The sequence below is a fragment of the Haloglomus litoreum genome (genome assembly GCF_029338515.1).
GTDB classification, from domain to species: Archaea; Halobacteriota; Halobacteria; order Halobacteriales; family Haloarculaceae; genus Haloglomus; species Haloglomus litoreum.
In genome coordinates this window covers 4377022-4399230 of the sequence record NZ_CP119988.1, presented here as the reverse complement: position 1 = coordinate 4399230, position 22209 = coordinate 4377022, and the positions used below count along the sequence as shown (strand labels likewise).

At 68.9% G+C, this 22209-nt stretch carries 22 protein-coding genes; 13 read left to right on the top strand and 9 right to left on the bottom strand.

The annotated features are described in order from the left end of the window. Window positions 1-2: 2 nt before the first annotated feature. From P2T62_RS21850 to P2T62_RS21820, 7 genes are all read right to left on the bottom strand, one after another. Window positions 3-1637 carry an alkaline phosphatase family protein gene (locus P2T62_RS21850; RefSeq protein ID WP_276259141.1) on the bottom strand — a complete coding sequence of 545 codons (1635 nt, stop codon included), beginning with the start codon at window positions 1635-1637 and terminating at the stop codon, window positions 3-5. Window positions 1638-1764: 127 nt separating this feature from the next. Then, window positions 1765-3345 carry a long-chain-fatty-acid--CoA ligase gene (locus P2T62_RS21845; protein WP_276259140.1) on the bottom strand — a complete coding sequence of 527 codons (1581 nt, stop codon included), beginning with the start codon at window positions 3343-3345 and terminating at the stop codon, window positions 1765-1767. A 190-nt stretch (window positions 3346-3535) separates the two neighbouring features. After that, entirely contained in the window at window positions 3536-3940 is a 405-nt protein-coding gene (locus P2T62_RS21840; RefSeq protein WP_276259139.1) for a winged helix-turn-helix domain-containing protein, read from the bottom strand. A 91-nt stretch (window positions 3941-4031) separates the two neighbouring features. After that, complete coding sequence (locus tag P2T62_RS21835; protein ID WP_420028467.1) at window positions 4032-4667, bottom strand: helix-turn-helix domain-containing protein; 636 nt, start codon at window positions 4665-4667, stop codon at window positions 4032-4034. An 81-nt stretch (window positions 4668-4748) separates the two neighbouring features. Continuing rightward, window positions 4749-5210 (bottom strand): pyridoxamine 5'-phosphate oxidase family protein, encoded by a 462-nt coding sequence (locus P2T62_RS21830; protein WP_276259137.1) that lies wholly within the window; start codon window positions 5208-5210, stop codon window positions 4749-4751. 59 nt (window positions 5211-5269) lie between these two features. Next, a complete protein-coding gene (locus P2T62_RS21825) occupies window positions 5270-5419 on the bottom strand; it encodes a DUF7560 family zinc ribbon protein (RefSeq protein ID WP_276259136.1) in 150 nt (49 codons plus the stop codon). A 97-nt stretch (window positions 5420-5516) separates the two neighbouring features. After that, the gene (locus P2T62_RS21820) at window positions 5517-6122 is read right to left on the bottom strand and encodes a GNAT family N-acetyltransferase (protein ID WP_276259135.1); all 606 of its coding nucleotides are present in this window, start codon (window positions 6120-6122) and stop codon (window positions 5517-5519) included. A gap of 87 nt (window positions 6123-6209) precedes the next feature. Here P2T62_RS21820 and P2T62_RS21815 point away from each other — a divergent pair, with 87 nt between their 5' ends. The 5 genes from P2T62_RS21815 to P2T62_RS21795 all read left to right on the top strand — a co-directional run bounded on the left by P2T62_RS21815 (window position 6210) and on the right by P2T62_RS21795 (window position 13002). Beyond that, window positions 6210-6644 carry a pyridoxamine 5'-phosphate oxidase family protein gene (locus P2T62_RS21815; RefSeq protein ID WP_276259134.1) on the top strand — a complete coding sequence of 145 codons (435 nt, stop codon included), beginning with the start codon at window positions 6210-6212 and terminating at the stop codon, window positions 6642-6644. Window positions 6645-6765: 121 nt separating this feature from the next. Further along, a complete protein-coding gene (locus P2T62_RS21810; RefSeq protein ID WP_276259133.1) occupies window positions 6766-8598 on the top strand; it encodes a type II/IV secretion system ATPase subunit in 1833 nt (610 codons plus the stop codon). A 1-nt stretch (window position 8599) separates the two neighbouring features. Next, a complete protein-coding gene (locus P2T62_RS21805; protein WP_276259132.1) occupies window positions 8600-10714 on the top strand; it encodes a type II secretion system F family protein in 2115 nt (704 codons plus the stop codon). After that, window positions 10711-12324, top strand: a complete 1614-nt coding sequence (locus P2T62_RS21800) for an Ig-like domain-containing protein (RefSeq protein ID WP_276259131.1) — start codon at window positions 10711-10713, stop codon at window positions 12322-12324. The genes P2T62_RS21805 and P2T62_RS21800 overlap by 4 nt, the downstream gene beginning before the upstream one ends. A gap of 255 nt (window positions 12325-12579) precedes the next feature. Next, on the top strand, window positions 12580-13002 hold the full coding sequence (locus tag P2T62_RS21795; RefSeq protein ID WP_276259130.1) for a hypothetical protein: 423 nt from the start codon (window positions 12580-12582) through the stop codon (window positions 13000-13002). Window positions 13003-13011: 9 nt separating this feature from the next. Here P2T62_RS21795 and P2T62_RS21790 read toward each other — a convergent pair whose 3' ends face one another. Beyond that, entirely contained in the window at window positions 13012-13950 is a 939-nt protein-coding gene (locus P2T62_RS21790; protein WP_276259129.1) for a TIGR03571 family LLM class oxidoreductase, read from the bottom strand. A 109-nt stretch (window positions 13951-14059) separates the two neighbouring features. On the opposite strand from P2T62_RS21790, the gene P2T62_RS21785 reads away from it, so the two are divergent. Further along, the gene (locus tag P2T62_RS21785; RefSeq protein WP_276259128.1) at window positions 14060-14572 is read left to right on the top strand and encodes a gamma carbonic anhydrase family protein; all 513 of its coding nucleotides are present in this window, start codon (window positions 14060-14062) and stop codon (window positions 14570-14572) included. Window positions 14573-14622: 50 nt separating this feature from the next. Here P2T62_RS21785 and P2T62_RS21780 read toward each other — a convergent pair whose 3' ends face one another. Next, window positions 14623-14772 (bottom strand): hypothetical protein, encoded by a 150-nt coding sequence (locus P2T62_RS21780; RefSeq protein ID WP_276259127.1) that lies wholly within the window; start codon window positions 14770-14772, stop codon window positions 14623-14625. 145 nt (window positions 14773-14917) lie between these two features. On the opposite strand from P2T62_RS21780, the gene P2T62_RS21775 reads away from it, so the two are divergent. The 7 genes from P2T62_RS21775 (at window position 14918) to P2T62_RS21750 (ending at window position 22014) form a co-directional block, all read left to right on the top strand. Next, a complete protein-coding gene (locus P2T62_RS21775) occupies window positions 14918-15727 on the top strand; it encodes a transcriptional regulator FilR1 domain-containing protein (RefSeq protein WP_276259126.1) in 810 nt (269 codons plus the stop codon). Window positions 15728-16448: 721 nt separating this feature from the next. Further along, the gene (rdfA, locus tag P2T62_RS21770) at window positions 16449-17090 is read left to right on the top strand and encodes a rod-determining factor RdfA (RefSeq protein ID WP_276259125.1); all 642 of its coding nucleotides are present in this window, start codon (window positions 16449-16451) and stop codon (window positions 17088-17090) included. 124 nt (window positions 17091-17214) lie between these two features. After that, window positions 17215-19161, top strand: coding sequence for an archaea-specific SMC-related protein (locus P2T62_RS21765; protein ID WP_276259124.1), 1947 nt, complete (start codon window positions 17215-17217; stop codon window positions 19159-19161). Window positions 19162-19924: 763 nt separating this feature from the next. Then, window positions 19925-20695 (top strand): IclR family transcriptional regulator, encoded by a 771-nt coding sequence (locus P2T62_RS21760; RefSeq protein WP_276259123.1) that lies wholly within the window; start codon window positions 19925-19927, stop codon window positions 20693-20695. 292 nt (window positions 20696-20987) lie between these two features. Beyond that, window positions 20988-21209 (top strand): hypothetical protein, encoded by a 222-nt coding sequence (locus P2T62_RS21755; protein ID WP_276259122.1) that lies wholly within the window; start codon window positions 20988-20990, stop codon window positions 21207-21209. Continuing rightward, the gene (locus tag P2T62_RS23505; RefSeq protein WP_420028401.1) at window positions 21109-21480 is read left to right on the top strand and encodes an ABC transporter ATP-binding protein C-terminal domain-containing protein; all 372 of its coding nucleotides are present in this window, start codon (window positions 21109-21111) and stop codon (window positions 21478-21480) included. Before P2T62_RS21755 ends, P2T62_RS23505 begins: the two co-directional genes overlap by 101 nt. Before the next feature lie 36 nt (window positions 21481-21516). Then, window positions 21517-22014, top strand: coding sequence for a hypothetical protein (locus P2T62_RS21750; protein ID WP_276259121.1), 498 nt, complete (start codon window positions 21517-21519; stop codon window positions 22012-22014). Window positions 22015-22209: the final 195 nt, after the last annotated feature.

Sequence of the window (22209 nt, the reverse complement as noted above, 5' to 3'; positions counted from 1 at the left end):
GGTCACTCGAGATACCCCAGATCGGCCAGGTGCTGCTCGGTCCGTTCGCGACCCCGGGCCTCACCGGCCCCGGGGTCGCCGCCGACGGAGGGGTCCAACACCGGATACGACTCGACGCCGGCCGGCTCGACGACCGGGAGCACGGCCCCCTCCATCCGGTCGGAGGCCGGGACGCCGAGGGTGGCGAGCGCGGTCGGGGCGACGTCGAGCAGGTCCGCACCCGCGAGGTCCGCCGTCGGGTCGACCCCCTCGCCGGTGACCGCCAGGACGCCCTCGAACCGGTGGTCCCAGAACGACTCCAGGGGGGCGAACGGCTCGCCGCGCAGCGACGCCGTCAGGTGGTGGTCGTAGCCCGCGGGCACGAGCACGATGTCGGGCCCCTCGTCGAGGTGGGGCCCCGCGAACGCGGCCTCGCGGGGGAGGACCGCGTCGAACAGCGCCTCGCCGTCGGGGGTCTCGATGCCCGCGAACAGCTCCACGAGGTCGGCCCGGACCTCCTCGTACGCGTCGGGCGGGACGACCCCCGCCGGCTCCCGGCCCGCGAGGTTGATGCGCACCCCGAGTTCGACGCGCGAGCGCATGTACGCCGTCGAGGCGGCGAAGTCGACCGCCTCGGCGCCCGCCCGGACCGCGTCGGCCGGGACGTGGTCGAGGACGACCGACGCCAGGCCGACCCGCCGGAGCACGCGCCCGAGCCGCTGGCTCGTCAGCCCGGCCCGCGCACCCGCCCGGACGACCCGTTCGAGCGGCGACGGGCCGTCAGAGCCGTCCTCGCGCAGTCGCTCGCCCGCCATCGCCGACCAGGAGGGCATTCCTCCCTCGCGGGTCGTCTCGACGTAGCCGTGCTCGCGGAGGAACTCGTTGACGCGGAATTCGTAGCCGCCGTACTCGGCGATGCCGTGGTCGCTGACGACGACCGTCACGTCGGGGTCGCACGTCTCGAGGACGGCGCCGACCGCGTCGTCAACGGCCGCGTAGACGGCCGCGGCGGCGGCCTCGTCGCCCGGGAGTTCGTGGAAGACGTGGTCGGTCACCTGGAACTGGAGGAAGCCGAACGCCGGGTCGAACCGATCGGCGAGGTATCGGAAGGCCGCCCCCCGGGAGCGTGCGAGCCGGCGGTACGTCTCGAGCCGCTCCTCGCGGCCCGGGTCGTCGAGGTCCGGCCCGTAGACCCGGTAGTCGCCCAGCTCCGCCCGGATGTCCGCGAGGACACCCGCCGGGTGGCAGGTCGGGTCCGCCGGCGCGACGTAGCCGGGGACGACCGCGCCGTCGATCGGCCGTGGTGGGCCCGTCACCGGCACGTTGACCACGACACTGGTGCGGCCGTGACGGTCGAGCAGCTCCCAGAGCGCGTACTCGCGGACGTGACTCCGGTCCACGATGTCGTGGTCGTAGCCGTCGAACGAGAGGAAGTCGAAGACACCGTGCGCACCCGGATTGACCCCGGTGAACAGGGTCGGCCACGCGCTGGGCGTCCACGGCGGGAGGTGCGAGTCGAGCGGTCCCGAGGCGCCCGTCTCGAACAGTTCCGACAGGGTGGGCGCCGCGCCCCGTTCGAACACCGACTCGAGGACGGACTCGCAGGCAGCGTCCAGGCCGACGACGAGCGTCTCCATGCCGGTGGTCTGTTCGGCCATGGAGTCCCGTCGGCCGCTCGAGTTCTTCGTAACGCTCCGCTTTCGACCGGTATCCACGGGCATCGGCTCGCTGTAGCGAACCGTTACCACCGGGTCGGCAGCGTAATCCGGGCGTACCGTCGGGGGGTCAGGCCACCTCCGCGCCCTCGACCTCGCCGGCGTCGTCCTCGTCGTCGCGGAGCCGGAACTTCTGGACCTTCCCGGAGGGGTTCTTCGGGAGTTCGTCGACGAAGTAGTACGCCCGCGGGCGCTTGAAGTCCGCCAGGTCGTCGCTGTCGAGACAGAACCGATCGAGCGTCTCCGCGTCCGTGTCGCCGACGACGTACGCGACGACGCGCTGGCCCCACTCGGGGTCGTCCTCGCCGACGACGGCCGCCTCGACCACGTCCGGGTGGCCGAACAGCACGTCCTCCACTTCGGCGGGGTAGACGTTCTCGCCGCCGGAGACGATCATGTCGTCCTTCCGGTCGACGACGTAGAGGTAGCCGTCCTCGTCACGGTAGCCCAGGTCGCCTGTGTAGTACCACTCGCGGCCCTCGTGCTCGCGGAGGGACTCGCGGGTCGCCTCGGGCCGGTTCCAGTACTCGCGCATCGTGCACGGCCCGGCGAACAGGATCTCGCCGATCTCGCCCTGCTCGACGGTCGCGCCGGGGTCGGCGTCCGGCTCGACGATGCGGACGCGGTGGTTGAGCGCCGGCAGGCCGGCCGACCCCTGCTTCGATATCTGTTCGTCCGGGCCCTGGAACGTCCCGCAGGGGCCGATCTCGGTCATCCCGTACGCCTGGACGTAGTCCTCGCAGAGGTGCTCCATGCACGCGTCCAGCACCTCCTTGGGCATCGGCGCGGCCCCGTACAGCCCCAGCCGGAGCGAGGAGATGTCGTGGTCGGTCTCGGCGGCGGTCCGGGCGACACCGTTCCAGGCGGTCGGCGCCGCGAAGAACACGCTCACCCCGTGTTCCTCGATGGCGTCCAGCACCTGGACCGGGTCGAACTCGTGGTGGATGACGTTGGTCGCGCCGCGCTGGACCCGCGGGAACAGGTTGGCGTGGAGTTCGGCGCAGTGGTACAGCGGCAGCGCCGACAGCCCCACGTCGTCGGTCGTGAGGTTCAGCTCCGCGATGCAGAGCAGGTTGTGCTCCATCATGTCCCGGTGCTCGTGGACGACCCCCTTCGGCCGGCCCGTCGTCCCCGACGTGTAGATGAACGCGTACGGGTCGGTCTCCTCGACGGTGGCGTCGGGCCGCTCGGCGCTCGCGCCGTCGAGCAGCTCGTAGAAGTCGCGGTCCCCGTCGGGAACGCCGTCGTCGACGTAGACGTACTCCTCGACGGTCTCCAGGTCGTCGCGCGCCCCGTCGATGGCGTCCCTCGTGTCCTCCTCGTACAGCAGGACCCGTGACCCGGCGTCGTTGACGATGTACTCCACCTCGCCGGCGGGGAGCCGGTAGTTGAGCGGGTTGAACACGGCCCCGAGCTTCGCGCAGGCGTACACCGTGAGGACGATCTCGGAGCCGTTGAACAGCATCGTCGAGACGCGGTCGCCCTGCTCGACGCCGAGGTCGGCCAGCGCGTTCGCCAGCCGGTTCGCCTTCCGGTCGAAGGTCGCGTACGTCCAGCGCTGGTCCTTCCGCGGGTAGACGATGGCGTCGCGCTCCGGATGGAGCTCTGCAGTCCGCTCCAGGGTGTCGGCGATGGTGGCGTGTGATGCCATACGCTGGTAAAGAGGTAGCCGGCACAAAACGGTACGGGGGGCGCCGCCGCTCCGGGCGGCGGTTCCGCGCGTCGTGGTCGTCCCACCGACCGCTCGATCTGGTGATGAATCCCTCTGGTTAAGATATCATGCCGCTACTCTCCGAACCATGTCGAAGGGGTGGACCAATATGTTCTCGTGCGTCGCTCGCTCAGTCGGCGAGGGCGCCGAAGGCGGCGGGGGTGTCGCGTGTCGGATCGGCCTGCGAGAGCCGAACCGCGACGCCGCCCGAACCCACGGTGACGACGACGTCGTCGACCGCGCGGACGTACTCGCTCGCGTGCTTGCCCGAGCGCCGGATGCGGACGCGCTCCTCGATGAGGGCGGCGTCGGCGAGCCGGTCGAGCTTCCGGTACGTCGTCGAGGTCGGGAGGTCACAGGCCGCGGCGACCTCGCTGGCGGTCAGGGCGTCCTCGCTCGTCGCGTCGAGGATGGCCCGGCAGTCCGCGTCCTCCAGGGCACCGAGCACGGTCTCGACCGGCTCGTCGGCCTCGAGGAGGATCATGTCGTCGTTCCGTGTGCGGGGCGTCGGGACGGTCATCGAGGCACCGTTCATACCACAGAGAGGCGTGGAATCGTGAGGTAGCCGCCCCCCGAGTATCGGGGTGGTTTATGTACTCGTCCGCCCGGTGGGGGCTGCGGCCGGTTCAGAGCACCTCGGCGAGCAGCTTCCGCTCGGCCGCCGCGAGGTGTTCGCTGAACGTCGAGGGGTCGATGTCCATCGCCGCGGCGACCTCCCGGCCGTTGGCCCGTCGGGGGCGCTCGAAGTAGCCCATCTCGTGGGCCGTCTCCAGGACCTCCAGCTGGCGGGCGGTGAGCCTCCCCCGGTCGACCAGCACGCTGTCACCCCGGCGGTCCTCGGTCGGCGCGCGGACGAACCGCTTGATGTCGACGCCCGGGAACCCCTCGCGGAGCGCCCCGATGGCGGTCTGGAGTTCGTCGTAGTCGCCGGCGTGGAAGACGAGCGTCAGTGTTGTCCCGTCCGTGACGTACCGCGCGACCGGACACCCGAGCCGGCCGAGACACTCACACGGACAGCGGACCTCGTCACCGTGGCGGAACCGGTACCACCGTATCGAGCCGTGGGCGAAGACCGGCTCCAGATCCGTCTCGGGCGCGTCCTCGCTCTCGACCGCGAACTCCGTCACGCAGGCCGCACAGTCGCTAGCACACGCGGTTCGCGACACCGAGTCGACGGTCACGCCCGCTGCCGCCGCGACATCGGTGACCGGACACCCCTCCGGCTCGGTGAACTCGACGGTGGCGCGGATCCCTCCGGTCATCTGGGTCCGGATATTCATGGCCCTCACACTTCAATACAAAGGTGACTCCGTACGGCGACAGCCGGGGCCCGCTCGTCGTCGCTACGCTGCCTCGCCGTCGCGGTCGACCTCGATACGCCGCCCGCTCAGCTCGTCCGGGTCGAGGCGGTAGAGCGCGATGTCGAGGTCGGGTTTCTCCCGCCCCCAGATCTCGAACAGGGGGCGCTTGGCCTCGCTGTACTGTTCGACGTGCTCGATGGTGAGGTCCTCGCGGGGAATCTCCCGGAGCCGACCCGTGGCGACGACACTCCGGTAGGTGTCGCCGTCCTCCTCGTAGACGACCAGCCGCGACGCCGGCTCGGACGCGAGGAACCGGCTCTTCTCGCTCCCGGGCGCGGAGACGAGGCGGAGGTAGAACCGGCGTGTGTCGGCGTCGTAGCCGTAGGAGATGGGGATCGCGTACGGTTCGTCGTCGTGCGCGAGGGTGAGAACGCCGGTCTCGTGGCGGGCGAGGAGGGCGTCGGTCTCGTCGGGAGCCATGGTGCTCTGTTCGTCCAGCGTCATTCGCTCTTACGTGTCCGGGGTACGGGGGCAGATAAATAACCCTCGGCGAGACGGGGCCGTCAGTCGGAGAACGCCGCCGCCGTCACTGCCGCACTGCAGATGACACACCCGCGCTCGATGAGGGTCTCCCGCATCGGTCCGTTCACCTCCAGCCGCTCGCCACACTCCGGGCACCGGAAGGTGAACTCCTGTTCCTCCTCGCAACTCATGGTACCTGGTACAAGGCGTTCTCACCATAAACCTGGTACTCTCGTTCCGGCACCCTGAGAACTAGCCGCGGGTGGTCGTCCGAGTCGCCGCTGTCGCTCAGTCGGCCGCCGCCCCAGGGAGTGCTTGCGGCCGCTCGACGCCCATCGACAGGCCCATCTCGATGTCGTAGCCGGTGTCCTCGATGACGACGAAGCCGACGGTCCGGTAGAGCCTGACGGCGGGCCGGTTGTCGCGCTCGACGAGCAGCCAGACGTCCTCGACGCCGTGTGCGCGCCCGTGACTCAGCACCGCCTCGGTCAGTCGGGTCCCGATGCCGGCGCCCTGGTACTCGCCGTCGAGGAAGATGGCGAACTCGTATCCCTCGTCGCCGTCGGGAACCAGGACCGCCTGTCCGACCGGTCGGTCGCCGTGCCACGCCAGCACGCAGTAGCCGGCGAGCATCGCGTCCTGCCACTTGCCGATACGCTCGGGTGTGACCGGCGGGATTCCCAGCGTGCGGTCGTCGGGGTCGTAGTCGAGGTACAGCTCCACGAGCGCCGCCCGTTCGTCGGCCACCGGGCCGTCGCCGTACGCCCGGATGTCGATCTGTCGGCCCTCGCCGTCCTCGATGGTCTGCGGCGGCTCCCGGACCCGGTAGCGCTCGTCCAGCGGCGGGAAGTGTCCCCGGTACACGGTCATCCGCCCTTCCTGCGGCTGGCTCATGAATCTCCGGTCCGCTCCGCCCGATACGCAACACTGAACATATGTGGGTAGGTAACTGCTAACATGGCGAGGCAGATCGGCTACAGGATGGTTACCGAGGACGTGACGGAGTTCCTCGAACGGCAGGGGTACGGGGTGCTCTCGCTCGCGGACGAGGGACGGGCGTACGGGATACCGGTCTCGTACGGCTACGACGCGGACGAGGGGCGGTTCGTCCTCGAGATCGTCAACACGCCCGATAGCGAGAAGCAGCGGTTCATCGACGCGTCGACGGAGGTTTCGCTCACGGTCCTCGAGTACGGCGACCCGGACACCTGGCAGAGCGCCATCGCACGCGGGACGCTCACGCCGCTCGCGGAAGACGAGGTCTCCGACCGGCTCGCGGCCCTGTTCTTCGCGCAGGCCGAGGACGTGGCCAAGGAGATCCGCTGGTCGGACTTCGAGCAGTTCGAGCGACGGTGGTACGAACTCGACGTGGCCGAACTCTCCGGTCGCCACGGCGGCTCGCTCACCTACCGGTGACCGTCGTCTCAGCTCACCGTGCTGTCGACTCACCGGTACCGTTTTGCGTCCCTGCCCTGTACGCCGGGCAACAGACCACTTCGACGGCGTCCGGTTCCGCCGCCGGACCCCCTCCAGGACGATGGCAGACGACGTGAACGACGTGACGGAAGAGCTGGCTTCGCCACCCGACCAGCCCGACGATTCGCGGCCCGCCACGTCGCCTGACGACACCGGGGACCCAGCCAGTTCGGGGGCGTCACCTGACGCCGACGCGGTCGCCGGGTCGGTGCTCGCCGACGTGGCCTCGTACTTCGAGGACGAGCCGCTCCCCTTCGGTGGCGACGATGCGCCGACGGGGACCCGTCGATGGCTCCCGTTCCGGAGCGATACGCCGCTCCCGCTGGACGACGCACCCGACGAGTCGTTCGTCCGGGACCACTGGTTCGACTTCGGATTCCTCGAGGCGAACGAGATCGTCGAGACGTACTGGGTGCGCCGCCCGTTCGCCCACGTCACCGTCGTCTACGACCCGGAGCGGAGGGAACGGTCGTATCACGTCTCCGAGCCGACGCTCAGTGGCGTCGAGCGCCGGGTCCGGTACACGCTGATGGACCACATCAGACGCGACCTCATCTTCCAGGAGCGAGAGGAGGGTGAGGGTTCGCTGACCGACGCCGTCATCGACCAGTTGCGGGAGTCGATGGGCAGACGCGCCTCGATGATCCCGCCCGGGTCGGCCCACAAGGTCGCCTACTACATCGAGCGCGACTTCGCCCGGTACGGTCAGCTCGATCCGTTGATGAACGACCCCGCGATAGAGGACATCTCGTGCGACGGCAACGACGTCCCCGTGTACGTCTTCCACAACCAGTACCGGGACCTCGGGACGAACATCACGTTCGAGGCCGAGCAGTTGAACTCCGTGGTCATCCGCCTCGCCCAGCTCGCGGACAAGTACATCTCGGTCTCGGAGCCGCTCGTCGACGGCAGCCTGCCGGACGGGTCGCGCATCCAGCTCACGCTCGGTGAGGACGTGAGTCGACGGGGCTCGAACTTCACCATCCGGAAGTTCTCCGAGGTACCGCTGACGCCGGTCGAACTGATCAACTTCGGCACGTTCTCGGTCGAGGAGATGGCCTACTACTGGCTCGCCATCGAGAACAACCGCTCGCTCGTCTTCGCCGGGGGCACCGGGTCCGGCAAGACGAGTTCGATGAACGCCGTCTCCTTTTTCATCCCGCCGGGGAGCAAGGTCGTCTCCATCGAGGACACCAGCGAGATCACGCTGCCGCACGACAACTGGGTGCAGTCGCTCACCCGCGCCTCCATCAGCGCCAGCGGGCGCGGCGAGGTCACGACCTACCAGCTGTTACAGGCCGCGCTGCGCCAGCGCCCGGAGTACATCCTCGTCGGCGAGATCCGGACCGACCCGCAGGTGGCGTTCACCTTCTTCCAGGCCATCGGGACCGGCCACACGGCCTACACGACGTTCCACGCCGACTCCATCGAGGGGGTGCTCTCGCGGCTCCAGAACCAGCCCCTCGAGATCCCCGCACAGATGATCCGCGAACTCGACATCGTCTCGGTCCAGCGCCAGGCGTACCTCGGCCGTGAGCGGGTCAGACGGACCGATGAGGTGGTCGAGATCCTCCCGGAGACCACGGACCCCGGGACCGTCGAGACCCGTGACGTGTTCTCCTGGGACCCGGAGACCGACACGCACGAGCGCGTCGGTGAGGGTGAGTCCCACGTCCTCTCGACCATCGCGGCCGAGCGGGGCTGGAGCGAGCAGGAGCTGACCGCCGAGGTCGAGGCGCGGGAACTCGTCCTCCGGTATCTGATAGAGAACGACGTCACCGAGTACCGACCGGTCGCCTCGACCATCCACATGTTCATCCTCGAGCCCGAGGAGATCCTCGCGGCCATCGAGGACGGGTCGTTCGACCCCTACGATCTCCCGGAGGTCACCTGACGTGGCGTCGAGCCCGGACGAGGACGCGTCCGACGACGTGGCGGCGCCTCCCGGCTCCGACGGCCATCCCGACGCGACGGACGGGGCCGCGATGGCCCAGTCACTGTTCGAGTACACGGGGCAGTACCGCTCGCCCGACCTCGCGGACACGGCCGAACTCCGCGAGCGATACGGCTGGGTCCGGACGTACTTCCTCACGCGTCCACACAACCACCGAGACCTCCAGCGCTGGCTCCTCCAGGCGCGCTCGCAGACCCTCTACGACGAGTACCTGACGTGGAGTGTCTACTACGCCGTCGCGGCCGGACTGCTCGGGCTCGTCCTCGGGTTCCTCGTCACGCTGGCCCTCGGGGCCGGGGGACTCTTGACCGGGGTCACGCTCCCGCCGACGATCGTCCGCCTCGCGCCGGCGCCACTCGTCGCCATCGTCTCACCGGTCAAGGAGGGCCTGCTGCGTGGACTCATCGTCGTCGGGGTCGGCGCGGGCCTCGGCGGGCTCGTCTGGACGGTCCGATACTACTACCCCCGGGAGGTCGCCTCCCGCCGCCAGCGCGCCATCGATTTCGCCCTCCCGAGCGCCATCGTGTTCATGTACGCCCTGGCGAAGGGTGGGATGTCGCTCCCGGACGTCATCGACGAGCTGGCGACCGCGTCCGACGCCTACGGCGACATCAGCGAGGAGTTCAGCGCCATCCAGCGCGACATCGACCTGTTCGACTCGGACATCTACGCGAGCATCCGGCGCGCCCGCAAGCTCACCCCCAGTCACGGCCTCGAGCAGTTCCTGACCGACCTGGTGAGTCTGCTGGAGTCGGGTGGGGAGCTGGACTCGTTCCTGAAGACCGAGAGCCGCGTCTACCTCCAGCGGGCTCGCAACGAGCAGGAGGAGTACCTGGAGTTCCTCGCGGTCCTCTCGGAGGTGTTCGTCGTCGGCCTGGTGGCTGCGCCGCTCTTCCTCATCGTCATCATGGTGGTCATCAACCTCCTCGGTGCGTCCCTGCTGCTGGAGCTGGCGGCGGTCGTCTACCTCGTGTTGCCGCTCGGGATGGTCGGGTTCGCCGTCGTGCTCTCGGTCTTCTCCGAGCAGTTCGCGCCGGGCGAGGTCGAACTCGACGTGGCGGGTCCCGCCGAGATACACGCCGACGACGGTGGGGCGGACGACATCGACGCCGATGACCCCGTCTACCGGCAGTTCCGTCGGAACGAGCGGACGCTGGCACTCCTCGAGTCGGTGTCGAACCCGGTCCGGACGCTCCGGGAGCGACCCGCCCTGTCGATGGTGGTGACGGGCCCGCTCGCGCTGGGTGTGCTCGGTTGGCTCCTGACCACGGATCGCATCCCGACGACCGTGGCGGGCTGGGTCGCCGACCCCGTCGGCGTCACCCTGCTGGTGGTTCTGGTCCCGTTCTACCTCGTGACGGTCCCCTACGCCGTGTTCGAGGGGCTCGAGTCACGGCGTCGGGAGGCGTTCCTCCAGCGGTTCCCCGAGACACTCAACCTGCTCGCGAGCGCCAACGAGATGGGTATCAACCTCCGGGACTCGCTGGAGGTCGTCGCGGAGTGGTCGACGGGCGCGCTCGCCGACGAGCTCCGCATCGTCCACAACGACATCCGCTGGTCCGACGATGTCAGTGGTGCGCTCCGGCGGCTCGGCAACCGGCTCGGCGTCGCCTCCATGGCGCGGACCCTGACGCTCGTCGCGCGGGCCCAGCGGGTCTCACAGGACCTCGCGACGGTGCTCTCCATCGCCGCGGAGGACACGCACATCGCCGCCGAACTGGAGGCCCGGCGCCGCCGGGAGATGAGCTCGTACCTGATCGTCATCGTCATCGGCTACCTCGTGTTCCTCGCGGTCATCGGGCTCCTGACGGCGAGCTTCCTCGACCCCATCGAGCGCATCGTCTCGGCGGCCCCGGCCGCCACCGACGAACCGGCGTTCGCGTTCGGTTCGATCCCGGTCGACACGTACCGGCTCCTGTTCTTCCACGCGGTCATCATCCAGGCGGTCGGTGCCGGTGTCATCGCCGGGCTCCTGCGCGACAACCGGGTCGCCAGCGGCCTGAAGTACGCCATCGCGATGGTCACGCTCGGCACGGTGACCTTCCTGCTACTATGACCCGAATCGCTCCCCTCGGCCGGCACGCCCCGTCCCGCGACAGGGCGGTCTCGGCGGTGCTCGGTGCGATCCTCGTGTTCGGGTTCCTCGTCGCGGTGCTGTCGGTGATCCAGCTCGGGTCGGTTCCGGTCTGGAACGCGGGGACCGAGGTCGAACACAGCCGCCAGGTCCAGGCGGAGTTCCAGCAGTTCGACGCGGCCGTCCGGCGCTCGGTCGTGGAGGACAGTCCGGCCACCGCGGTCGTCACCCTCGGGACGGACTACCCGATCCGGCCGTTCCTCTACAACCCGGCCCCGGCGAGCGGCCGGCTCTCGACGAGCGGCGCCGGCACCCTCTCGGTCGCCAACGTCGACGTGTCCGGCGAGGCCGACTACCCGCCACCCGCCGGGAACACCATCTCCGGCGAGTCCCAGCTCCTCACCTACCAGCCGCGGTACAACGAGTACACCGGCGCGCCGGTCACCCGGTACGAACACGGCGTCCTCGTCAGGGAGTACGACGGCTCCGTCCGGCTGCTGGGCGACGACCTGCTCGCCGACGACCGCATCACGCTGACGGCGGTCCGTGGCGACCTGAACCGGACGGGCGTGGCGCCGGAGTCGGTCGCCGTCGAGCCCCTGAGCGCGCCGATGCGGACGGTGACGGTCACGAACGCGTCGGCCGGGCCGCTGGTCGTCCGCGTGCCGACGGGGCTCTCCGAGGCCACCTGGGAGGAGTACCTCTCCGCGGAGTACGCCAGCAACGGCGGCCACATCGTCGGTGACGACGCGGGCGTGACGGTCGCCGACGGGGTCCTGACGGTCGAACTCGAGCCCGGCGTGTCCTACGAACTGCGGCTGGGGGCGGTCGGGCTGGGGTCCGAGACGGAGGCGTTCGCCCCCCGGTACCTCTCGACCGACACGCCGTCGCTCCTCCTCCGGCCGCTCGGCGGCTCCACCCTCGACATCCGGGTGTACGACCGGTTCAACAACCCGGTCGGCGGCGTGCCAGTCACGTTCGCCGCCGAGGACGGCCTGCTCGGTCGGTCGCGGGTGGTGACCGACGAGTCGGGTCGCGCGACGGTGCAGTACACGGCGCCGGCGGCGAATGGCTCGACCGCCGTCACGGTCACGATGGACCGCGACGGCGACGGTGACACCACCGACGACGGCGAGCAGCTGACCATCCCCGTCACCGTCCTCACCGTCGACGACCGCGAGGACGACATCGCCGCGGTCAATCCGGCGCCGGGGGCCGAGCGGGTCCGGCTCGTCTCGGCCACCTCCGACGGGCCGAACGCCAGCCTGACGTTCGACAACGACGCCTCGTCGGACCTCCGGATGGCTGCCGTCCGTGTCTCGTACTACTTCTCCGACGACACGACCCCTCCGCCGCCCACCGGGACGTTCAGCTACGCGGGGTACCAGCGACAGCTGACGATCCCCGGCGAGTTCGCCGCGGTCCAGGGGCCGGACCTGGCCGCCGACGGCGGGACCGGCGAGACGGCCACCGTCACCATCGACTCCCTGAAGAACAACCTGAAGGGGGACTTCATGTTCCTCAGTGTCAGGTACGTCGACCCCGCGGGCGAGGGGTACACGACGACGTACATCGTGACGATTCCGGACTAGGGGTCGCATCCGAGGCCAGCGCTCCGCCGACTCGCCGGCCACGGCTCGATACCGTCACAGGATGCCGAAGAGGTCTCCAGAGTTCGCCTCTGGCGAACAACTACCGCGTTTACCGAATTGTTCCTGCCTCATGTGGGGTATGTCGGCTGCAGCCGAGCGTCAGCGTACACACACCTTCCCGCGGTCGCCGGAGCGGTTCCCAGCCCGGGAGAACCGGGTTCGCGCTATATCGGGTCACGTGACGTTCGTTCGGGTATGAACACGACTGTCGACACGAACCGTGCGGTCGGTCTCGGTATCGTCTTCGGAGCTGGTGTCGGTGCGACCGCCGGCACGCTCGGCGGCACCGGAGTCGCCATGGGCGCCGCCTACGGCATCTCTGTCGGCATCGTCGTCGCGGCGCTCGTCGAGATGCTCGCCTCTCGCCTCGGCGGCGCCTCGCGGGCCGCCTTCGTCGTCGCCGGCCTCCTGGCCGGGGCGGTGGCCGGTGCGCTCCTCGGGGCGCTCGTGACCTGGACCGGGGACGCCGTCCTCGTGGTCGGCGTGGCGGTGTGGACCGGCGGCGGCGCGGCCATCGGCCTCCTCGTCACGGGGGCGCTCCTGGTGGGTGAGGGGGGCGAGGACGAGTCCGACGCTGCGGGGGGCGCCGGCGAGGCCTCCGGGAAGACGCCGCGATGACCCCGGTCGCTACACCTGCTCGATGACCGCCTCGGCGAACCGCGTCAGCGCCCGCTCGGGGTCCGACTCCCCGTCCGCACCGACCCCGACGAGGACGTGGTCGACGCCCACCGTTTCCAGTCGAGCGAAGTACTCGACGAACCACTCCGCACCCGCCCGGAAGCCCTGGTGGACGTGCTCGGGGTCGGCCGTCGGGTCGTCGGCCAGCTTCGCCTGCAGCGCCATCGCGAACGGTTTCTCAGCCGCGGCGGCGTGCCAGTCGTCGAGGTACGACGCCAGCGTGTCCTCGGGGAGGTGGTAGAACAGCCAGCCGTCGCCGTTCGCGCCGAGCCACTCGACGGTCTGGCGGCAGTGGCCGGTCGGAAGCAGCGGCAGCGTCCCGGTCGTCGGCTTCGGGACGAGGTCCAGTTCTCCGTCGAGTTCGCCCCACCAGCCCTCGCGCTCGGGGAACTCCCCACGCCAGAGCGCCCGCATCGTGGCGACCGACTCCCGGAAGCGCGCGCCGCGCTCCTCGGGGTCGACGTCGAACGCGTCGTACTCCGGGTCCCGGTCACCGGTGGCGACGCCCAGCACGAGTCGCCCGTCCGAGAGGCGGTCGACCGACGCGGCCGCCTTCGCGACGTGGGCCGGGTGGCGGATGGGCAGGACGACGCTCGCCGTGCCCAGGGCCACCTCGTCGGTGTGGGCGGCGACGTGGCTCAGCCAGGGGAAGGTGTCGTAGGTCTGGCCGGTGTCGCGGAAGCGCGGCCAGCGGAAGGGCACGTCGCGGGCCCACAGCGCGTCGAACCCGACCGCCTCGGCGTGCGCGGCGAGTTCCAGCTCGCGCTCGACCGGCGGGCGCGACTGCCGGCTGTCGGTGAGCGGGAAGCCCGTCCCGACGGTGAGGCCGTCGTCGCCGAACAGGCGCTCGAAGCCGGCGTTGCGGTGGTCGGCGTCGCACTCCGTCACGGACGGCGGTGGGGGCGCTGCGGGTATGGGCCCTCCGGTCGCATCGCCCGGGGTATGGTTCTTGCTGACGGTCCACACGGTTTTGGTCCGGGGGCGCGTCGGTACGACCATGGACAGCCGCACCTACGCGTTCGAAGGAGCAGAGCCCGAGATCCACGAGGACGCTCACGTGAGCCGGGAGGCGACGCTGGTCGGCGACGTGACCGTCGAGGCGGACGCGAGCGTCTGGCCCGGCGTCGTACTCCGGGGCGACGTGGCCCCCGTCCGGATCGGCAGGGCCGCCCACGTCGGGGACAACGCCACCCTCCACGGTTCGGAGGTGAGCCGCGGGGTGATGGTCGGGCACGGGGCCGTCCTCAACGACACGTTCGTCGCGGCGGGCGCGATGGTCGGGTTCAACTCCACCGTCACCGACTCCACCATCGGCACGCGGAGCATCGTCGCCTCGGGCACGGTGGTCCCGGCGGACTACGAGGTCCCGCCGGAGTCGTTCGTCCGGGGGATGCCCGCCTCGGTCACGCCGCTCGAGGAGACGAACATCGATCCCGACGAGGTGTTCGAGGAGTACCACTCCGGCGAGTACACGAACCTCGCGGAGCGTCACGAGGAACTGTTCGAGTGACCGGGGGCGCCGCCGCTATTCGCGTGCGGTCGGCGGAGAAGCGGGCCGCGTCAGCGGTGGTCCGGGACGAGCGGCGCGCCGAACGTCCGCTCGGGGAGCGAGCGGCGCTCGCCACCGTCGGCGGTCGGTCGCGGCTCATCGGGGGCCTCGGTCGGTGTCGGCATCTCCGGGACGAGTGGGGCAGGGGCCTGCTGGCGCATCGTATCCCGGACGATGGGCGCCCGCCGGATAAAGTTAATGATTGATAATACATTATCGCTCGCGGTCGCCGCGGGTCGTCGCGACGGCGTCCGGCCGCGCGTGTCCTGGTCGAATGCGTGGGTTTTTGACGCCGGTCGGTGATGGATGGTAGATACGCCGATGCTCGACCTCGCACTCTCGCGACGAGCGTACCTGGAGCGACTGGCCGAGCAGCCAGCGTGGAAGCGGGACCTCATCGACGACCTCGGTGACTCCCGCTCCACGGTCGACCGGGCCATCGCGGCCCTGACCGACGTGGGGCTCGTCGAGGAGCGCGACGAGGGGTTCGTCACCACGTACGCGGGTCGGGTGCTCCTCGACACCGTGACGGAGGCGACGGCCATCGCCGAGACCGCCGGGGCGGCGGCCGAACTCGCCCGGAACCTCCCGGCCGACGCACCGCGGGACCACCGGTTCTTCGCCGGTGGCGAGGTCGTCAGCACGGATCGGCTCCCACCGGCGGTGGTGATCGACCGCATCACCGAGTCGCTCGCCGCGGCCGACCGGGTCCGGGGCGGTGCCGTCGCGGCCAACAGCGAGCAGTTCATCGAGCTCCTCTACCGGCGCAGCGCGGTCGAGGAGGACCTGCGTGTGGACCTCCTCGTTCCCGCGTCGCTCGTCCCCACGCTCGTCGAGAACTACCCCGACCGGCTCGAGGGCAGCCTGCGGAGCGAGTGGCTCGGGCTCCACGTCGTCGACCGTCTCCCCTACGCGTTCTACCTGATGACGGCCGACGGTGTGACGACGGCGCGGCTCCTCGTCCATGGTCCCCACCGCAACCTCCTCGGATACGTCGAGAACGACCGGCCCGACGCGGTCGAGTGGTTGGAGGGGCTCTTCGGCGAGTTCCGGCGCGAGTCGAGGCCGCTGGCCGAGCTCGCCGCCGAGCGGCCGGACTGGCCCATCGGCGGCTGACCGCGACGCCCGCTCGTCGCCCCATACACTCGTCGCCGGTGGCCTCACCGGGTGGGGAGATTCGCCGGACGGTGAACCGAAGACCACACTCCCCATCCGACAGCGTGGAGCGCCCCGAAGCTCCGGCTGGGGGGCCGGAGCCGCACGGGCGTTGCCTGGGGGCCGGGCTGGGGATGCACCGTCGCTACCCGTGTCACCCGACCGCGGTTCCGATGCCACCCCGGCGACAGACCGTCCGGGGTCCGCCATGATGGCACCAACGATGCTCATTTCACTTACAAAACCTACAAGATATATGCAGAGGTTACATCCGGGCCAGGCTGCGGTTTATACTTGTAAATTGGAAATATATGAATAAGGATGTCTGGAGAAAGTTTGTTGCGGAAGAATGGTCCAGAGGGCACTATAAGATTTTTACTTCCTAAATTCTCGAGATATCTCTGAAAATAGCAAACGCAAAAAGGTTCTAAAGACTACTAAAGGATTTCTTAAGTGGTTGTTACTAATATTTTGGGGGGATAAAGATTTAATTGTGGGATTATAGTGTTTTATATTGTATATTTTGATTTTCTTTGGATGAAGGGTTATGGAGCCATATGGCCGATATTCATGGCTTATTGTAGTCGGTAAGTAATTTGTAGCTCTAGCTCTTCGCCATCGCTGCTGCGGTCGTAGGCGGAAGAGGTATGGGTGGGGGCAGCGGTAGGTTGGGGCAGCACCGATGTCCGAACCGACGGATTCCTGCTCCTGCAAGGTCGGCCGGAGCATCGAGAGCTACGGGCTGGGCGGGCTCGACGCGGAACTGGTCGGCCGGCGCAACGAGTCGGACGCGAGCCTGCGCGACCTGGCCGACTACACCAACCGGCGGATCCTGGAGGCCGCACTCGACGCGGCCGCGGTCGACCTGAGCGACGCGCTCTACGGCGCCGTGGACGATGACGACGCCGTCGGCGTGCTGTACGACGTCCTCGCCGCCGACGACACGCCCACCGAACGGGTCGCTCGTGTCCGGACGCGGCTGACCCAGCAGGGCGTCGACATCGACGAGGTGCAGTCCGACTGGGTCACCCACACCACGATGCGGACCCACCTGAACGAGTGCCTGGCGGTGGACACCTCGCGCGAGGCCTCCATCACCCTCGACGACGGCCGGGACACCATCGAGTGGGCGCGGAACCGCTGTGCCAGCGTCGTCGAGCAGACCCTGGAGCGGTTGCGGAACGCCGGACTGCTGACCACCGGGCCGCTCGAACTCTCCGTGACGATCCAGGTCACCTGCACCGACTGCGGGTCGAGCTACCGACCCGACGAGCTTCTCGCGGAACGCGCGTGTGACTGCCCGGTGACGGGGCAGTCGGACTGACGCCTCCGACTCGGGACGGGTACCGGCGGTGCGGCGCACCTGTATGGCCCCGATGGGGGTCGTTCCGACCGGTCGATGACGGGAACCACCGAATATAAATACGCCGGGCGGCCACACCGCAACAATGAGTGACGGGGCGAACGTGAGCAGCGAGTCGGCCACCGGACCCGCGGCCCTGACCGCATCGAACATCGGGGGCATCGACCGTGCGGAGGTGTCGTTCTCGCCCGGTGTGACGGTCCTCACCGGCTACAACGCCACCAACCGGACCTCGCTCCTGCAGGCCATCAACGGGGTACTGGGTGGGTCCGAGGCGACCCTCCGGAGCAACGCCGACGAGGGGCAGGTCTCCCTGACCATCGGCGACGAGGAGTACACCCGGACGTACATCCGGACGGCCTCGGGCGTCAGCACCGGTGGGGAACCGTTCAGCGACGCCCCCGAGCTGATCGATCTCTTCGTCTCGCTGTTCGGGGACAACGAGGTCCGGCGGGCCGTGACGGGCGGTGAGGACCTGCACGACCTCGTCATGGGGCCGGTCGACACCGCCGCCATCGAGCGGCGGATCCGCGACCTCCAGTCGGAGCGTGAGGAGCTGAAGACCGAGCGGAGCCGTGTGGTCGAGCGCCGCAACGAGCTGCCCGAACTGGAGCAGCGTCGGGCGGAGATCGACGAGCGGATCGCGGAGATCGACGAGGCCATCGAGGAGCTCCGGGAGACGGTCGCCGAGTTCGAGGAGGACGCCGACGCGGCCGAGGAGGCCAACGAGCTGGTCGACGAGCTGGACCGCCGCCGCCAGCAGCTGAGCCAGACCGAGGACGAGATCGAGCTGGTCGAGTCCGAGCGAACCGCACTGGAGGCGGAGCTGGCGGACCTCCGGGAGGAGCGTGCGGCGCTGCCCGACGAGGCCGAGGAGGACGAGTCGGACCTGGAGGCGCAGCTCTCGGAGGCTCGACAGCGAAAGCGGGAGCTCGACGGCGAGATATCCAGCCTGACGACCATCGTCGAGTTCAACCGCGATGTCCTCTCCGGCGAGGAACACGACCTCCGCTCCATCGAGGCGGACGAGGGGGACGTGACCGCGGCGCTGGCTCCGGAGGCCGAACGGGACGTGGTCTGCTGGACCTGCGGGAGCCGTGTCGAGCGGGGGGCCATCGACGAGCGGCTGGCGGATCTGGAGTCGGTCGTCGAGGCGAAACGCGAGGAGCGCGAGTCGGTCCGGCGCCGCATCGACGAGTTCGAGGAACGCATCGAGTCGGTGCAGGAGCAGGCACGGCGCCGCTCGACGCTCGAACGCGACCTCGAGCGCACCGAGGAGAAGATCGAGCAACGCACCGAGCGGCTCGCGGAGCTGGAGTCGACGGCCGAGGAACTCCGCGAGACCATCCAGGAGCTGGAGGTCCGGGCCGCCGAGACCGAGGCGCTCCGGGAGAACGACCTGCTGGAGGCGTACGAGGAGCTGAGCGACCTGCAGTACGAGCGCGGCCAGCTCGAACAGGAACGGGACGACCTCCGCGACGAGATCGCCGAGGTCGAGTCCCTCCCCGAGCCGGCCGAGCTCGAGGCCCGCATCGACGAGGTGACCGAGGAGCTCGAGGCTCAGCGCTCGCACATCACGGATCTGGAGGCAGCGGTCGTCGAGGAGTTCAACGAGCGGATGGCGGACATCCTCGGCATCCTCCAGTTCAGCAACATCGCGCGCGTCTGGATCGAGCGCCGAAGCGGCACCGGCCGGGGGGCCGAGACGACCTTCGAGCTCCACGTCGTCCGTGAGGACGAGGGCGGGACGGTGTACGAGGACGTTGTCGGAAACCTGAGTGAGAGCGAACGGGAGGTCATCGGGCTCGTCGTCGCGCTGTCGGGCTATCTCGCCCACGAGGTCCACGAGACGGTTCCGTTCATCGTGCTCGATTCGCTCGAGGCCATCGACGCCGAGCGCATCGCGGAGCTGGTCTCGTACTTCTCGGAGTTCGCCGCGTATCTCGTCGTCGCCCTCCTCCCGGAGGACGCGGACGCGCTGTCGGACTCCTACGCACGGGTCGCCCCCGCGGAGTTCAACAGCCCCCCCTGACCGACTCCCCGCGATGGCGACTGTCCTCCTCCACGACCGAGATTTACAGGCGTCTCTGTGTAAAGCAACGGTTTACAGAAGTACTGGTGTAAAGAGGTGTGGTCGAGTTCCGGGGACGCGTGCCCGAAGTGGGCGGTAGGTCTCGTCCACGGCGGCGATCCGTGCCCACGACCGGCCCGGTCCGTCCCGGGTTGCGGATAGCTCCCCGACGTAAGCTGCTTGATTCCCGGTGCGAACGGGCGTGAGAAAGTCGATTCGAGAGACTGGAATCTGGCCAGGAATCTGCGCCGGCTCGACGAGCTCGGATTCTACTTTATCGAACGAGTACCTGTTTCCGGACACGATTCGGGATATCCGTTTTCGATATCTGCAGAACAGCTGGGTATATCATACTGTAGCAGGGCTCGAAACTTTCGGCGTATGTGAATATAATTGAGTGGTATTCGACCATAATCGATTCTCCGTCGTTCTACACAGTCGACTCGCGGCCCGGGATGGAGTCGCGCGGTCAGCGATCACACGAAATGTTCCGGAGTTACCCGCCCCTCGGTCTGCTCGGAGCCGTTCGGTAGTCTCAAATCGTTCCTCGGGGCGCACGTATGTGCAGTCTGATACTTTGAGTCATGGATGGCAATTACTCGCATTCGTCGAACATGAGTATAAATGGTGATGTTCACGATGCTCGGAAGCCACGGAGCCGTTCCTTGCCGGCCCCTATTTAAATGACCGAAGCGATAATAACGCGGCGCTCGTGAGAGCTACCATGGCACTAACCGAGCCCGGCCGGATGGTGAAGTCGGCTCGAACCGCGTTCGAGATCATCGAGTACATCCACGAGCAGGACGGCGCCGAGCTGGGCGAGCTGGCCGATCAGCTGGACCTCGCGAAGAGCACCATCCACGGCTACCTGGCCACGCTGGAGTCGCTCGAGTACCTCGTCAACGAGGGCGGACGGTACCACCTGAGTCTGAAGTTCCTCTACCACGGGACGGCCGCGCGCAACGCGGTGCCGCTCTCGGGGCTCGCCGACGGGACGCTCACCGCGCTGGCCGAGGAGACCTCGCTCGTCGCCTGGCTCGTCGTCGAGGAGCACGGCCGGGCCGTCTACCTCGACCGGGTCGTCAGCAACGATGCCGTCCGGACCTACGGGCGCGTCAGCAAGCGGACCGACCTCCACGGCCCGGCCTCCGGCAAGGCCATCCTCGCACACCTCCCGGACAGCCGGATCCGGGACATCCTGGACAGCTACGGGCTCCCCGCCCGCACGGAACACACCATCACCGACGAGGAGACGCTGTTCGAGGAGCTGTCGGCGATCCGCCGGCGGGGGTACGCCACCAGCGAACACGAGGTCGCGCTCGGTGTCCAGTCGGTGGCCGCGCCGGTCCACTACCGGGGGGAGGTGCTCGGCGCCATCAGCGTCTCGGGCACGTCGAACCAGGTCGACGAGGAGTACTTCGAGACGGAGCTCCCGGACGTGGTGACGCTGGCCGCCGCCGACCTGGCCGACCAGTACGCCGAACGGCACGGCTGACGGCTCGCGGCGCCGCTCGGCCCGGCCGAGGCGACGGGTGATTCCCCTTCGACTCCCGGACCATCTCGGCATCACGCCTGACACGGCGGTATGGCACACGCTGGTACGTCAACTCGAACGGCAGCGGATGGGTTAGCAAGACGTGCAACCGAGGACGATCACCGTCTGGGTGCCGCTCGCCGTGCTCGCCCTGGGCGGCCTGCTCGGGGTCACGCTGTGGGCCGTGCGACGCCCCTGACTGACCCGTCCCGTCCGGCATCACCTTTTCCACGGCCCCCTGCGTTCCACGACCATGACACGGCTCGAGAACCCGGACGGGTGTGCGATCTGTGGCGCGGCGCTCCCGGAGGACCCGCCGGATGTCACGCTCCCCGAGGGGTTCACACTGGCGGTGACGCCCAGTGCTGGCTCGGGTGTCCGACGGATCGCGTTCTGCAGCGAGCGTCACCGGCGCGACTGGCTCGACGGGTACCGGGGCGAGTGGCCCGACGACGCGGTCGACGACAACGGGTGAGCCGTTCCGTGCCGTACTGCAGTTCCCCGAGAACCTCGAGGGGCGACTGCGGGCCTCGGCCGGGGAACTCCCTCACGCCGGCCTCCTCCGGCCGGAGCTGGCCCGGGCCATCGTCATCCAGTTCGCCTCGAGGATCGCCGAGGGCGCCCCCGAGAACATCACCGACGACCCGGCCGTTCGGGAGGCCTACCTCAGGGTGGGATGTGAGTGCCCGCGAACTCGCTGGGGGAGCCGACGGACGGCTCCCCCCGGACCGCAGGGGGTAGATTAAAAGGGGTCCGTACTACACTCCGTGGTGTGATACCGTATGGCACCTGACGCCGAGGAACTCCGAGCTGCAGTCGTGGGGTCGCTGTTCGGCGGCATCGTGCTGGGAGTCATCGTCCAGCTGACCACGCCGATGATGCCCGCCATGGGGCGGATGTACCTGGCCGACACGCCGTCGCTCGTGGGGGGCTGGGTCGCGCTGCTGTTCCTCAGTGCGATCCTCGGCGTCGTCTTCGCCGGCATCGTCACGCGGTACATCGACGGGTACATCGCGAGCGTCCTGCAGCTGACGACCCGGTCCGAGGCAGCGAAGAACCTCGTCCTCCCGCTGACCGCCCGGTTCGGCATGGCGCTCGTCGTCACCACCGCGATGGGGCTCGTCTACGGCCTCGCCGTCGGCTTCGGCGTGGGTGTCCTCCTCGTCCCGATGCTGGCTCCCGTCGTCGTCTTCCCGTACCTAGACGGGTCGCTCCTCGTCGGGTTCGTCCTGTTCGGGCTCATCCTCGGGGGATCGTACGGCGAGCTGGTGATGGGATAGCCCCGTCGGGTGCCTGTCCTCGCCGGTGATCGCGCCGGTCGTGCGGCCGCCGATATCCGTCTCCCTCCCTCCCTCCACCTGTCGTGGTGTTCGGCTCCCGACAGGACCCTCTATTCATCAACGAACTCCGTTTAAAATGGGCAACCTTTTTGGTAGCCGATTTCGTGCGTAGGCGTGACGCGGGAGGTGTGAGAA